Consider the following 12,812-nt stretch of genomic DNA (forward strand, 5'->3'; position numbering starts at 1 on the left):
ACGCGCGGCATGGGCGATGTTGCCGATCCTTGGGAGACGTTGCCGCCCGGTCGCGGCGCTGGTGCCAGCCTGCCCTCTACCCACCTTACCGCGCCGCCTGCGCCAGCCTGAGGCTTACCCACCATACCGCGCCGCGTGCCGCCCGGCCCAGAGGCCGGTCGCCATGCAGGCGGTCAGCAGGTAGCCGCCCGTCGGCGCTTCCCAGTCGAGCATCTCTCCCGCGGCGAAGACCCCGGGCTTGGCGCGCAGCATGAGCCCCTCGTCCAGCGCCGCCCGTGGCAGCCCGCCCGCGGTGGAGATCGCCTCGTCCATCGGCCGCAGCCCCGCGTGCGCCACCGGCAGGACCTTCAGGAGCCGGGCCAGCGTCTCGGGTTCCCGGGGCAGGGGGCGGGCGCATTCCATGACCAGCGCCTGGGCCTGCGGCGAGAGCTTCAGCGTCTTGCGCAGCCAGTTCGACAGGCTGTCCTTGCCGCGCGGCCGTTCGAGCCGCCGGGCCAGCGCCTCGAGCTCGCGGTCGGGCGCGAGGTCGAGGGTCAGCGCCGCCCCTTGCCGCAGCGCGGGCGAGAGCGGGTAGAGCCCGCCGCCCTCGAGCCCCCGGGCCGAGATCACCGCCTCGCCGCGCGCTTGGGTCTCGCCCGCGCTCAGCGCGATGTTCTTCAGGGGCGCGCCGAAATGGCGGGTCATATGCGGCGACCAGTCGACCTTCAGGCCCGCGTTGGCAGGCGCGAAGGGGGTGAGCTCCAGTCCCTCGGCCTCCAGATGTCCCGCCCAGGCGCCGTCCGAGCCGAGCCGCCGCCAGCTCGCCCCACCGGCGGCCAGCACCGCGACATCCGGGGTGCGCGTGACCGGCCCCTCGGGCGTGTCGAAGATGAAGGGCCCCGCGCCGCCCGTCCAGCGCCAGCGGGTGCGGACCTCGAGGCCCTTGGCCTCCAGCCGCGCCAGCCAGGCGCGCAGGAGCGGAGAGGCCTTCATGGCCTTGGGGAACACCCGCCCGGTGGAGCCGGTGAAGACCTCCTGGCCCAGCACCTCGGCAAAGCGCACCGCCGCCTCGGGGCCGAACGCGGCGAGCATCGGCGCGAGCCAACCGGCCGCCGCGCCATAGGCCTTCAGGAACTCCTCGGGGGGCTCGGCCTTGGTCAGGTTCAGCCCGGATTTCCCCGCCATCAGGAACTTCCGCGCGAGCGAGGGCTTCTGCTCGGCCAGGGTGACCCGCCAGCCGGCATCGAGCAGCGCCTCGGCGGCCATCAGCCCCGCCGGCCCGCCGCCGATCACCAGCGCGCTTGATCCCCCGCCGGGGGCTGCCATCTTGGCTGTCATGGTTGACGATCCGATCTGCCCGCTTTGCCTGCGGCCCATTCCGCCCGAGGCGAAGAGCAGCCTGCATCATCTGGTCCCGAAGCTCAAAGGCGGCAAGGGCGGGCCGGTCGTGCTGTTGCACCAGATCTGCCACAACGAGATCCACGCGCGGTTCACCGAGGCCGAGCTGGCGCGAGAGCTGAACACGCCCGAGGCGCTCAGGGCGCATTCGGAGCTCTCGGGGTTCCTCGCCTGGGTCGCCAAGCGCCCGCCGGCGTTTCACAAGCGCTCGGCTGGAGGGCGGCGGAAGCGGTAGGGGTCTTGTCTTCGGGGGAAGGCGCCGGGCGCGCGGAGGGCGTAGAGCGGGCTTTTGGCTGGTGCTCTGGGGTGCCGTTGGGGGCAAGCCCGGCGGAGGTGTTTCGAGACGATTGAAGTTGGGCTACCCGGGCGCCCCCCGTGATCCGGCAAGGAGCGCCTCAGGCCGGGGTGAAGGTGCCGGGCGCGCGGCGGACCGGGGGGCGGCGCTGCTGCCCTCTGAGCGAGGCGCTTTATGCCAACAAGGTCAGGGCTGGCTGCGATCTTTGCTCACCACTCGCAAGAGCGCCGGCCCAAGGGGCCGGTCCGGCGCGCGCCCGGCACCTTCGGTGCTATTCGGGCGCAAGGGGGCGCTACCGGTGCGGTTGGCGCTTTGCGGGATTTGCCTGGAACTGATTTCAGTGTGGTGCAGCTAAGGCCGCGCTAGGCAGTCTTCACCCGCTCGCCTGCGAGCGCTCCAGGTAGGCGCGCAGCTCCTCGGCCTCGTGGCGGGCCTCGCGCAGGCCCTCCATGGCGGCGGCCAGCTCGGCCTCGGTCTGGGCGAGCTGGTTGGTCAGCTCGGCCTCGCGCTGCTGCAGGTAGGTGATCGCCTGGTCGCGGGTCTCCTCGGCCTCGTGCAGCTCCTGGCTCATCTTCTCGAGCTCGGAGAGGTCGGTCTGGCTGACCCGGGTGAAGCGATGCACGAGCCAATTGGCGAACCAGCCCAGGCAGAAGGCCACGAAGAGGATGATCGCCGTGGTGATGATGAATTCGATCCGGTTCACTCCGTGTCCTCGTCCGACCCTGCCCCGCCGTCTTCTTCTGCCCCATCTTGGGGCGCGGCTTCAACGCTTTCGAGCGTGGTTTCTTCCTCGGGCGTCTCTTCGGGCTGGATCAGGGTGAACTCGATCCGGCGGTTGGCCTCGCGGCCCTCCTCGGAATCGTTGTCGGCGATGGGCTCTTCCTCGCCGTAGCCCACCGCGCGGTAGGAGGAGGTCAGCACCCGCCGGTCGGCCAGGGCGATCAGCACCGCCTGGGCGCGTTCCTGGCTGAGCTGCTGGTTCATCACCTCGCGGCCCTGGCTGTCGGTATGGCCCTGGATCTCGAGCGGGATGTCACCGCAGATCTTCAGAAGCTCGGAGACCTCGTCGAGGATGTCCTTGGCCGACCCGTCGAGCGTCGCCGAACCGGGCTCGAAGGTGATCTTGCGCTCGCCGATGATGACGCTGATCTGCGCCACGCATTCCTCGGGCGTCGGGATGCCCTTGGTCGGGTCGAGCTTCTCCTTGTAGGTCACGTCGAGCTCGAAGTTCTCGGTGCCGAGCTTCTCCGACAGCAGCGCGGTGATCTCGGCGGAGGCGTCGGGGTTGCCGGTGTCGCCGGAAATCTCGATCCGCCCGGGCGTCACCACAGCGGCGCCGTTCTCGAGCCGCGACAGACCGTCGAGCGCGGCCAGCACCCGCGCGCGCCAGCCCTCGGGCAGGCGGTCGTCGACGCGCGCGCCAAGCTGGATCGCGGCCGAGCCGAAGGCCGCGCGGGCATAGCCGTCGATCGCGGTGCGGGTGACCTCGTTGTCGATCAGCCCGCGCAGGGCGACCTGGCCCTCGGGGCTGAGCGTGGCCACGAACTCGAGCGGGGCGTCATCCTCGTTCGGCGGCTCGGGCAGGACGGCATCGAGCACAAAGGCCTCGGGCAGATCGCCCTTGAGGCTGCCGATCACCCGGTCGAAGCGGTCCGCGGGCGTGCCCTCGGCGGCCACCAGCGCGATGTCGGCATTGGAGAAGGTCAGGCTGCCCTGGCCGATGTCCGACAGCGCCCCGATGGCCTCGGCCACGGCCTTGCCCCATTGCGGCGAGGGTACGCCGAGCGCCAGGGTGCATTCGCTCTCGGGGGCCGCCCCGGCCAGCCGCGCGGCGTTCAGGATCTGCGCGCGGGCGGTCTCGGAATCGGCGGCGCAGGCGGTGAGCCGGGCGCCCTCCTCGTCGATGACCATCTGCAGCGGGAAAGGCGAGAAGACCGGCCGCGGCGCCTCGATGGCCAGTTGCAGCTCGACGTCCTCGGGGGCGGCCTGCTTGAGCTTCGAGGTCAGCCGCAGCTTGTCCTCGGCGCTTTCCGTCATGGCCTCGATCAGCACCCGGTCGGCATTGACCGAGATCTTCGCGCGCGGCAGATCCGCGAGCGCGAAGGCGGCGAACCGCATCGCCGGGCCCCAGGTCTCGGGCGCGGGGAAATCGGCGCTTTCCAGCAGGTCCGACAGATCCTCGGGGTCGTCGGCAAGCGTCATCAGCCCGTCGATCAACGCCTCGCGGTCGTAGCTCGTGGGCACCAGCCCGATGAGCGAGATCCGGTCGTCGTTGCGCAGCATCTCGACCGAGAAGCGCGGCGCCTTGATCGCCTCGGGCTCGACCACGTTCAGCTCGTCGATGACCCGGGCGGCGTCGACCACCTGGCCCGCCAGCGACAGGGCGCGGAAGCGGTCGGCCTCGGAGGGGGCGGTGCCATGCACGAAAAGCTGCAGACCGTTGGCGTCCACCCCGGCCCAGGTGATGCCGTCCTCTTCGAGGATGCGGGCCACGCCGGCGGCGGAGCTGTCCTCGACCACACGGGCCGAAAGGCTGGCGGCCACCACCGAAAGCGCGGCGGCGCCGACAAATGTGCCGGTCAGCGTGGCGAAAGTCGAAAGGCGCATGTCAAACCTGCAATTGCCTGAACCGGAAGTGTCTTAAGCGGCGGCGGGCAAGGCTGCAATCACAGGATCGCCGCACAGGCGAAAAACAGCACAGGCAGAAGCCCCGCGTCCCGGTTGGATCTGAAGAGTGCCAGAAGCACGTCGTGATTGTCGAGGTCCACCCGCGAGAGCTGCCAGGCCATATGCGCCCCGAAGGCCGCGACCCCGGCGAGCGCCAGCCCCAGCGAAGCCGCCCCCGCCGCGCCGAGCGCGCCCCAGACCGCCGTCGCCATGAGCGCCAGCGCGGTCACGAGGAAGATCACCAGCACCCGGGGCGTCATCTCTCCGAAGAGCCGCGCGGTGGATTTCACCCCGATCAGCGCGTCGTCCTCCTTGTCCTGGTGGGCGTAGATCGTGTCGTAGAACAGCGTCCAGGCCATGCCCGCGACATAGAGCAGCACCGCCGGCACCCCGAGGCTGCCGGTATGCGCCGTCCAGGCCAGGAGCGCGCCCCAGTTGAAGGCCAGGCCGAGGAAGATCTGCGGCCACCAGGTGAAGCGCTTGGCGAAGGGATAGATCGTTACCGGCACCAGCGCGAGGATACCCAGAAGGATCGCCGCGGCGTTGAAGCTCAAGAGGATCAGGAAGGCCAGGAGGCACTGGCCCACGCCCCAGGCCAGCGCCTGTTTCGCGCTGACGTCGCCCGCCGGGATCGGGCGCTTGGCGGTGCGCGCGACCGAGCCGTCGATGTCGCGGTCGGTGATGTCGTTCCAGGTGCAGCCCGCGCCGCGCATCAGCACCGCGCCGATGCCGCAGCCCGCGAAGATCCAGGCGTCGTGCCAGGAGGCGGTTCCGGTCGTGGCCATGGCCAGGAACAGCCCCCACCAGCAGGGCAGCAGCAAGAGCCAGGTGCCGATCGGCCGGTCGAGGCGCGACAGCCGGAAATAGGGCTTCAGCGCCTCGGGCGCGTGGCGGTCCACCCAGTTGCCTTTGACCGCATCGGCGATCTGGCCCTCTGGCACTTCTCCCGGTCGGGTCATAGGGTCCCCCCATGGCTCAGGTCAGGCTCTATGTAGACGAGCCCCTCGGGGCGGGACAACAGCTGGCGCTCGCGCGCGAGCAGGCGCATTACCTTTTCGGGGTGATGCGGCTGGCGCCGGGGGCCGTGCTGCACCTGTTCAACGGGCGCGACGGCGAATGGCGCGCTTGCGTGGCCGAGGCCGGCAAGCGCGGCGGCACGCTTGTCGTCGAGGACCAGACCCGGGCCCAGCAGATGCCGCCCGACCTCTGGCTGCTCTTCGCGCCGGTGAAGAAGGCGCGCACCGATTTCATCGTCGAGAAGGCGGTCGAGATGGGGGTGCGGCGGCTCCTGCCGGTGGCCACCGAGTTCACCAATTCCGAACGCATCCGCCAGGACCGGCTGCAGGCCCATGCCCGCGAGGCGGCCGAGCAATGCGGCGCCTGTTTCGTGCCCGAGGTGGCGCCCTTGGCCAAGCTCTCGCAGCTTCTGCGCGACTGGCCCGAGGACCGGCGGCTGATGTTCTGCGACGAGGCCGAGGCCCATGGCCCCGAGACCCGCGCCGCCCGCTTCGCCGAGGCCGAGGGGCGCGGCGCGCCCTGGGCGGTGCTGATCGGCCCCGAGGGCGGCTTCTCGGAGGGCGAACGCGCCCGGCTGCACGAGCTCGATTTCGCCGCCGTGGCAGGGCTCGGCCCGCGCATCCTGCGCGCCGATACCGCCGCGGTGGCGGCGCTGACGCTCTGGCAGATGCGGCTCGGAGACTGGACGTGATCCGGCCCGAGGCGCGCGCGGCCCTGATGCGCTGGCGCGAGGCGCTGGCGGGCGGCGCGGTGCTGGCGCTGGGGCTCCTGGTGGCGCTCGGCGCGCTTGGCTGGCTCGCGGCGGCCTTCGGCTGGGCGCTGGTGGCGCTGGGCCTGCTGCTTCTCGGGCTCGGGGTGCAGCGTGGACGCTTCCGCGGCGCGGGCGACGGGCCCGGCATCGTCGAGGTCACCGAACGGCAGCTCAGCTACTTCGGCCCGCTTTCGGGCGGCACCGCGGCGCTCGACGAGGTGACGGCGGTCTCGCTCGACCGGGCCTCGCATCCCCGGCACTGGCGCATCGACCACGAGGGCGGGCCCGCGCTTCACATTCCGGTGACGGCCAGCGGCGCCGATAGGCTCTTCGATGCCTTCGCGGGGCTGCCGGGCTTCGACACGGGCGCCATGTTGCGCGCGCTCGAGGCCGGCGGCGGCGGGATCGCCCCGCTGTGGCGCCGGGACGGGCCCGCGCCCCGCGCCCGGCGGCTGCATTGACACCCAGGAAGAACCTGCCCATGCCTGTCGCCCAAACCCGGGGCTGAGTTGAACGGAGCGTCCAGATGTCCATACCTCAAAGCGGCGGCGGTCCGATCGAGCATCACGGCCAGCTCGCGGAATACCTCGAAGCCGGCTGCAAGCCGCGCGAAGACTGGCGCATCGGCACCGAGCACGAGAAGTTCGGCTACCTGAAGGACACGCTGGAGCCGCTGCCCTACGAGGGGCGCCAATCTGTGCGCGCGGTGCTCGAGGGGCTGCGCGACCGCCACGGCTGGTCCCCGATCGAGGAGTCGGGCCATCTGATCGGGCTTGAGAAGGACGGGGCGAATGTCTCGCTCGAACCCGGCGGGCAGCTCGAGCTGTCCGGCGCGCCGCTCGAGACCATCCACCAGACCTGCGACGAGGTGAACCTGCATCTCGCCCAGGTGCGCGACGTGGCCGACGAGCTGGACGTGGGTTTCATCGGCCTCGGCGCCGCGCCGCATTGGCGCCACGAGGACATGCCGATGATGCCCAAGGGGCGCTACCGGCTGATGACCCGCTACATGGACGAGGTCGGCACCATGGGGAAATCCATGATGTACCGGACCTGCACCGTGCAGGTGAACCTCGATTTCGCCTCCGAGCCCGACATGGTGCAGAAGCTGCGCGTGGCCTTGGCGCTGCAGCCCGTGGCGACCGCGCTTTTCGGCAATTCGCCCTTCTTCGAGGGCGGGCTGAACGGCCACAAGTCCTGGCGCAGCCGGATCTGGCGCGACCTCGACGCCGACCGCACCGGCATGCTGCCCTTCGTCTTCGACGAGGGCTTCGGCTTCGAATCCTGGGTCGATTACGCGCTCGATGTGCCGATGTATTTCGTCTACCGCGACGGCCGCTACGTCGACGCGCTGGGCCAGAGCTTCCGCGACTTCCTGAAGGGCGAGCTGCCGGCGCTGCCGGGCGAGAAGCCGATGCTCTCGGACTGGGCGGACCATCTGACCACGATCTTCCCCGAGGCCCGGATCAAGAAGTTCATCGAGATGCGCGGCGCCGACGGCGGCCCCTGGCGGCGGCTCTGCGCGCTGCCGGCCTTCTGGGTCGGGCTGACCTACGACCAGGGGGCGCTGGATGCGGCCTGGGACATCGCCAAGGACTGGGACGCCGAGACCCGCGAGGCCTGGCGGGTCGCCGCCGCGACCGATGGTCTTGCCGCCGAGGTCGGCGGACGCCACATGCGTGAGCTGGCCGCCGAGGTGCTCGACCTGGCGCGCGGCGGGCTGAAGGCGCGGGCGCGGCCCGGCGCCGGGGGGCTCCTGCCCGACGAGACGCATTTCCTGAACGCATTGCAGGACAGCATCGAAAGCGGCGAGGCACCCGCCGACGAGCTGATCCGCCGCTTCCACGCGGATTGGGACGGCGACGTGCGGCCGGTCTTCGCGGAATATTCCTACTGAAGGGCAAGGGCCTGGCCCCGGCGCGCTGACCGGGGCCAAAGCCGGGCGCGCGGGGGCTCAATACCCCAGCGCGATGCCGTCCTTGCGGTGGTCCGAGGCGCCTTCCAGCACGCCCTCCGCGTCGATGCGGATCGCCTGGGCGCCGCCGATCGGGCCCTCGGGCACCTGCACCGCGTGGCCCATCTCGGCCAGTTCGCGGCGCACGCTCTCGGGGTAGCCGCGTTCGACCTGCAGGACCTGCCCCTCGGCGAAGGCGCGCGGCGCATCGAGCGCGTCCTGCGGGGCCAGCCCGTAGTCGCGCCAGTTGCTGACCATCCGCGCGTGGCCGGTGGATTGATACTGCCCGCCCATGACGCCGAAGCTCATGCTGACCGCGCCGTTCTCCTGCAGCATGGCGGGGATGATCGTGTGCATCGGGCGCTTGCCCGGGGCCAGTTCGTTGGCGTGCCCCTCGGTCAGCGAGAAGCCCGCGCCGCGGTTCTGGAACAGGATGCCGAATTTCTCCGAGGCGATCCCCGAGCCGAAGCCGTGGAAGATCGAATAGATCAGCGAAACGGCCATGCGGTCGCGGTCGACCACGGTGATGTAGATCGTGTCCTTGTGAACCGCCTCGGCGATCTGCGTGGTCGCCCCCTGGGCGCGGCGCGGGTCGATCAGCCCGGCCAGCGCCTCGGCGGTGGCGGGGTCGAGCATATGGTCGAGCCGGGTCATGTGGTCAGGATCGGCCAGGAAGCGGTTGCGCGCGTCATAGGCGAGCTTTGTGGCCTCGGCCTCGATATGGGCGCGCTGGGCGCCGAAGGGATCGAGCGCGGCAAGGTCGAAGTGCTTCAGGATGTTGAGGAGCAGGATCGCCGTCGCGCCCTGGCCGTTGGGCGGATGCTCGAGCAGTTCGGTGCCCGCGTATTGCCCCGAGATCGGCGCGCCGAAGGTGGCCTCGACCCCGGCGAAATCCTCGGCGGTATGGGCGCCGCCCAGGGCGCGGAGGCTCGCCACCATGTCCTCGGCGACCTCGCCTTCGTAGAAGGCCTTCGGGCCGTCGCGGGCAATGCGGCGCAGGACCTCGGCCTGGCCGGGCAGGGCGAAGCGGGTGCCGGGGCGCGGGGCCTCGCCGCCGGGCAGGAAGTGGTCGCGCGCCGCGCCCTGCAGCACCTTGTGCTGGCCCGCCCAGTCGAAGGCGACGCGCGGCGCGACGGGCACGCCCTCCTCCATGTAGGCGATCGCGGGGGCGAGGCTCTGGGCGAGGCCCAGCTTGCCCCAGCGTTCGGACATCCGGGCGAAGGCGTCGACGGCGCCGGGCAGGGTGACGGCCTGGGCGGAATGCACGGGCACGGTCTCGTGGCCCGCGGCGCGCAGGGCCTCGGCGCTGGCGCCCGCGGGCGCGCGGCCCGAGCCGTTGACCGCGGTGACGCCCTGCCCGGGTTCGGAGATGAGCGCGAAGCAGTCGCCGCCGATGCCGGTCATCTGCGGCTCGCAGAGCCCCAGGAGCACGCCGCCCGCAATGGCGGCATCCATGGCCGAGCCGCCGGCCTTGAGGATGTCGATCGCGGCGGCGGCGGCCAGCGGATGCGAGGTGGCCGCCATGCCGTTCTCCGCGAAGACGGCGGAGCGGCTGGGCAGGTGGAAGTCGCGCATGAATATCTCCCCCGGGGCTGCACTGGCGCGAGCCTACTGCAGATCCTTCGGGCGTCAATCTCGGGAAGGGAGGGGGAAGACCTCGGCGCCGCGCACTGGGTGGGGGCTATTACGACGCGACGCCGAGGGAAGCATATTGCAGCTACAGGGAGAGTTATCGCCTTGCTCTGTGTCGCTTTTGAGCAGGGAAAGGGGTCTTTTTGAGGCGCGGAGTGCGGCGGGGATGGGTGCCGCGTAAGGCGTTGTTTTGCTGGGGAAGAAAGAGGGGCTGGCCGCGCGCGGATGGGCTGTCACGGGATGGAATCGGTGCAACCATGAGGCGGGAGGTGGCCACGGTGGGGCCGGTTGGGGGCAGGCGGGGGCCGCCGGGCGATAAGTCCCGGGATCAGGCGATCAGTTTCGGGGGTGGGAAACGTCGTGGCGCGCCTGAGCCCGCGCCGTTCTTGCCAGCATGCCCGAGCCCAGCTCAGCTCCTGCCCGGCGCACCTGGCGCGGGGGCCCTTACCCCACACCTCCAAAGCGCCGACATCTGTCGAGCCCACTCGCCATGTGGAGCTGCACCCAGCCCACCCGCAGCGCCATCCCAGAACACCCAAACACCCTCTCGCCACCCACCCCTCAGGGTGCCAGCACGATGTCCAGCACGTTCTCCTGGCCGCGGCGCATGTAGCGCACCTCGTCGGAGAGGCTGTGAATGATCGACAGCCCGAAGCCGCCCTCGGGCAGGCCGACCTTGCCCTCGATCACCGGCGGGGCGGGTTTGCGGAAGACCGAGGCGGGCACCGGGCTGCCGCGGTCGGCGATGCGCAGCCGGCAGCGGCGGCCGCTGGAGAACTCCAACCGCAGCTCGCCCGCGCCCTCGGCGTGTTGGCCATGTTCCACCACGTTGTTCAGCGCCTCGGCGCAGACCAGCGCGACGCGGCCCGCGGGGGCGGCCTCGAAACCCGCGCCGATCAGGTCGGCCTCGAAACGGCGGCAGGTCTCGCGCACCGAGAGGAGTGCGGCGGGCAGCGTGTAGAACAGGACCACCCCGGGCTGGGGGCGGTTCGAGGTGCGATCCTGGGTGCGATCCTGGGCACCGGTCCGCGCGGCGGCGTTCTCAGGCATCTTCGGCGATCCCCGCGTCAAGCGTGTCGTGGATGCGGAAGATCGTGTCCATCCGGGTCAACCGGAAGACCGTGTCCACCGTGGGGTTGAGCCGCACCAGCTCCAGCTCCTGGCCGGCTTCGAGGTGTTTCATCACCGCGACGATGGCGCCGAGCCCGCTGGAATCGACGAAGCCGACCTGCCCGAGGTTCAAAAGGATGCGCCCCGGCGCGCCCGCCGTGACGGCGCGCATCGCGTCCTTGAACTCGATCGTGGCGGCGGCGTCGATCCGCTCTGCCAAGACGTGGACCACGCGGATCGCGCCGATATCTTCCGCTTCCAGCAACATGCCGCACCTCCTACCGGGATGCACGCAGGGTAGGGCGCAGGGCTTACCAAAAGGTAAGCGCGACCGGGATTTCCGCGGATCAGCCCTCGGCGGGGGCGGTCAGCCCCTCGACGGTGGCCTGCAGCCAGGCCCGCAGGTCGTTGACCTGGGCCACATAGCCCTCGAGCGCGGGCGCGGCGGCGGGGGCCATCTCGGCCAGCGGCGCGGCATAGACATAGGCCGCCCCGGCGAGAAGCGCGAGCACCAGGACCAGCATCAGCCCGCGTCCGTAGCCCGAGCGGCCCCGGTCCTCCGGCTCGGGCGCGCGGCCCTGCGGGGTCTCGACCGGGCGGCGGTCGCCGGCCGAGCGCAGCGTCTGGTTGATCTCGTCGACATCCGGCAGCATGCCGCTGCGGGCGTTGGGGTCGGGCTGCTCTGGCGTCGCCTCCGCGGGCGCGGGCGCAGAGGGCGCCTCGCCCTCGGGGCCGCGCATCTTCTCCATCCGGGCGCGGGACTGGCGCGCGCGCTCGGCCTCCTCGTCCTCGGCGGGCGCGTCGAGGCCCAGGTCGGGCTGGCTTTCCAGCGTGCCCCCCTCGGCGCGGCGGGCCAGCGCCTCGCGGCGGGCCTCCTCGCGCAGGACATTGGTGACCTCGGGGTCAAGCTCGCGGCGCGGCGCGGTGGCGGCGGCGCCCGGCGCGGGGCCTTCCTCGGGAGGCGGCAGCCCCTCGTCCTCGGGGGCCGCATGCGCCTCGAGCGCGGACCGGGGCGTGATGTCGTCCGGGGCGGGATCGTCCTCGGGGGCGAAATCGGGATGATGCTCGAACCAGGTGTGCCCGCAGTTCGAACACTGTACGTCGCGGCCCGCCTCGGGGATGACTTCCGTCGGAACTTCGTATTGCGCGCCGCAATTGGGGCAGATCAGTCGCATCGAATTCGCGAAACCCTTGCCGGACAAACCATCATCGTTGCGAAACAATAGGCTGGCGGTCCCCCCGGTTAAAGCCGTTTTCGGCGCGGCTCCGGATTGAAACCGGGCCGATGCTCGGGCACAACATGGCCCGGAGTGCGAGGGAACAGGCGTGATCGAATTCGACCAGGTGGCCTATAGCTACGGTGGGGGCGAACTGCTTTCCGAGCTGTCGCTGAGCCTGCCGCCGGCCTCGTTCCATTTCCTGACCGGACCCTCAGGGGCGGGCAAGACCACGCTTCTCAAGCTGTGCTACGGCGCGCTGCTGCCGACCGCGGGGCAGGTGCGGCTTTTCGACCGCGACGTCACCCGGATCGGCCGCGACGGCGTGGCCCTGGCGCGGCGGCGGATCGGGGTGGTGCACCAGGACTGCCAGTTCCTCGATCACCTCTCGGTCGCCGAGAATGTCGCCCTGCCGCTGACCGTCGCGGGCGAGGCCAATGCGGCGATGGAATCCGACCTGAGCGAGCTTCTGACCTGGGTCGGGCTGACCGACCGCGCCCATGCGCTGCCGCCCGAGCTCTCGGGCGGCGAGCGGCAGCGCGCGGCCTTAGCGCGGGCGGTGATCATGTCGCCTGACGTGATCCTGGCCGACGAGCCCACCGGCAACGTCGACTGGGACATGTCCCAGCGTCTCCTGCGGCTCCTGATCGAGCTCAACCGCATGGGCAAGACGGTGATGATCGCCACCCACGACCTGAGCCTGATCCGCGCCGCCAAGGCACATGTGCAGGCCCGGGTGCTGCGGATCTCGAACCGGCGGCTGCAGCTCGCGGGGGCCGACCTGTGAGCGGG

General features: G+C 71.0%; 13 protein-coding genes. 5 read left to right on the forward strand and 8 right to left on the reverse strand.

Annotation, left to right across the window (positions count from 1 at the left end; translation table 11 throughout):
* Nucleotides 1-114 precede the first annotated feature (114 nt).
* Nucleotides 115-1,317, reverse strand: coding sequence for a TIGR03862 family flavoprotein (locus ACX938_RS08170; RefSeq protein WP_459430679.1), 1,203 nt, complete (start codon nt 1,315-1,317; stop codon nt 115-117).
* Here ACX938_RS08170 and ACX938_RS08175 point away from each other — a divergent pair.
* Entirely contained in the window at nt 1,316-1,612 is a 297-nt protein-coding gene (locus tag ACX938_RS08175) for an HNH endonuclease family protein (protein WP_459430695.1), read from the forward strand. The genes ACX938_RS08170 and ACX938_RS08175 overlap by 2 nt on opposite strands.
* 433 nt (nt 1,613-2,045) lie before the next feature.
* Here the strand turns inward: ACX938_RS08175 and ACX938_RS08180 are convergent, their stop codons facing one another.
* From ACX938_RS08180 to ubiA, 3 genes are read right to left on the reverse strand one after another with little or no spacing between them, the layout of a single operon-like run.
* On the reverse strand, nt 2,046-2,375 hold the full coding sequence (locus ACX938_RS08180) for a hypothetical protein (RefSeq protein WP_232754198.1): 330 nt from the start codon (nt 2,373-2,375) through the stop codon (nt 2,046-2,048).
* Nucleotides 2,372-4,279: an OmpA family protein gene (locus ACX938_RS08185; RefSeq protein ID WP_459430680.1), complete on the reverse strand. Its 1,908-nt coding sequence runs from the start codon at nt 4,277-4,279 to the stop codon at nt 2,372-2,374. The genes ACX938_RS08180 and ACX938_RS08185 overlap by 4 nt, the downstream gene beginning before the upstream one ends.
* A gap of 59 nt (nt 4,280-4,338) precedes the next feature.
* Nucleotides 4,339-5,298, reverse strand: a complete 960-nt coding sequence (gene ubiA / locus ACX938_RS08190) for a 4-hydroxybenzoate octaprenyltransferase (protein WP_232754196.1) — start codon at nt 5,296-5,298, stop codon at nt 4,339-4,341.
* Nucleotides 5,299-5,309: 11 nt separating this feature from the next.
* Here ubiA and ACX938_RS08195 point away from each other — a divergent pair, with 11 nt between their 5' ends.
* The 3 genes from ACX938_RS08195 to ACX938_RS08205 all read left to right on the forward strand — a co-directional run bounded on the left by ACX938_RS08195 (nt 5,310) and on the right by ACX938_RS08205 (nt 8,004).
* Nucleotides 5,310-6,047, forward strand: a complete 738-nt coding sequence (locus tag ACX938_RS08195) for a 16S rRNA (uracil(1498)-N(3))-methyltransferase (protein ID WP_459430681.1) — start codon at nt 5,310-5,312, stop codon at nt 6,045-6,047.
* Nucleotides 6,044-6,568: a hypothetical protein gene (locus ACX938_RS08200; RefSeq protein WP_459430682.1), complete on the forward strand. Its 525-nt coding sequence runs from the start codon at nt 6,044-6,046 to the stop codon at nt 6,566-6,568. The genes ACX938_RS08195 and ACX938_RS08200 overlap by 4 nt, the downstream gene beginning before the upstream one ends.
* Nucleotides 6,569-6,633: 65 nt before the next feature.
* Nucleotides 6,634-8,004, forward strand: coding sequence for a glutamate--cysteine ligase (locus ACX938_RS08205; protein WP_459430683.1), 1,371 nt, complete (start codon nt 6,634-6,636; stop codon nt 8,002-8,004).
* Between the two features lie 57 nt (nt 8,005-8,061).
* On the opposite strand, the gene ACX938_RS08210 is transcribed toward ACX938_RS08205, so the two are convergent.
* The 4 genes from ACX938_RS08210 to ACX938_RS08225 all read right to left on the reverse strand — a co-directional run bounded on the left by ACX938_RS08210 (nt 8,062) and on the right by ACX938_RS08225 (nt 11,978).
* Nucleotides 8,062-9,636: a gamma-glutamyltransferase family protein gene (locus tag ACX938_RS08210; protein ID WP_459430684.1), complete on the reverse strand. Its 1,575-nt coding sequence runs from the start codon at nt 9,634-9,636 to the stop codon at nt 8,062-8,064.
* A gap of 618 nt (nt 9,637-10,254) precedes the next feature.
* On the reverse strand, nt 10,255-10,743 hold the full coding sequence (locus ACX938_RS08215) for an ATP-binding protein (RefSeq protein ID WP_459430685.1): 489 nt from the start codon (nt 10,741-10,743) through the stop codon (nt 10,255-10,257).
* Complete coding sequence (locus ACX938_RS08220) at nt 10,736-11,071, reverse strand: STAS domain-containing protein (protein WP_232754190.1); 336 nt, start codon at nt 11,069-11,071, stop codon at nt 10,736-10,738. Before ACX938_RS08220 ends, ACX938_RS08215 begins: the two co-directional genes overlap by 8 nt.
* 79 nt (nt 11,072-11,150) lie before the next feature.
* The gene (locus ACX938_RS08225) at nt 11,151-11,978 is read right to left on the reverse strand and encodes a zinc-ribbon domain-containing protein (RefSeq protein WP_459430686.1); all 828 of its coding nucleotides are present in this window, start codon (nt 11,976-11,978) and stop codon (nt 11,151-11,153) included.
* A gap of 151 nt (nt 11,979-12,129) precedes the next feature.
* Here ACX938_RS08225 and ACX938_RS08230 point away from each other — a divergent pair, with 151 nt between their 5' ends.
* Nucleotides 12,130-12,807, forward strand: coding sequence for a cell division ATP-binding protein FtsE (locus tag ACX938_RS08230; protein WP_232754188.1), 678 nt, complete (start codon nt 12,130-12,132; stop codon nt 12,805-12,807).
* Nucleotides 12,808-12,812 lie beyond the last annotated feature (5 nt).

It is taken from the genome of Roseivivax sp. (genome assembly GCF_054552075.1).

Bases quoted from the DNA above. Each gene is read 5' to 3' on its own strand.
- ACX938_RS08210 (WP_459430684.1), bottom strand. From the start codon at position 9,636: ATGCGCGACTTCCACCTGCCCAGCCGCTCCGCCGTCTTCGCGGAGAAC.
- ACX938_RS08185 (WP_459430680.1), bottom strand. From the start codon at position 4,279: ATGCGCCTTTCGACTTTCGCCACGCTGACCGGCACATTTGTCGGCGCC.
- ACX938_RS08175 (WP_459430695.1), top strand. From the start codon at position 1,316: ATGGTTGACGATCCGATCTGCCCGCTTTGCCTGCGGCCCATTCCGCCC.
- ACX938_RS08195 (WP_459430681.1), top strand. From the start codon at position 5,310: ATGGCTCAGGTCAGGCTCTATGTAGACGAGCCCCTCGGGGCGGGACAA.
- ACX938_RS08215 (WP_459430685.1), bottom strand. From the start codon at position 10,743: ATGCCTGAGAACGCCGCCGCGCGGACCGGTGCCCAGGATCGCACCCAG.
- ACX938_RS08225 (WP_459430686.1), bottom strand. From the start codon at position 11,978: ATGCGACTGATCTGCCCCAATTGCGGCGCGCAATACGAAGTTCCGACG.
- ACX938_RS08170 (WP_459430679.1), bottom strand. From the start codon at position 1,317: ATGACAGCCAAGATGGCAGCCCCCGGCGGGGGATCAAGCGCGCTGGTG.
- ACX938_RS08220 (WP_232754190.1), bottom strand. From the start codon at position 11,071: ATGTTGCTGGAAGCGGAAGATATCGGCGCGATCCGCGTGGTCCACGTC.
- ACX938_RS08205 (WP_459430683.1), top strand. From the start codon at position 6,634: ATGTCCATACCTCAAAGCGGCGGCGGTCCGATCGAGCATCACGGCCAG.
- ubiA (WP_232754196.1), bottom strand. From the start codon at position 5,298: ATGACCCGACCGGGAGAAGTGCCAGAGGGCCAGATCGCCGATGCGGTC.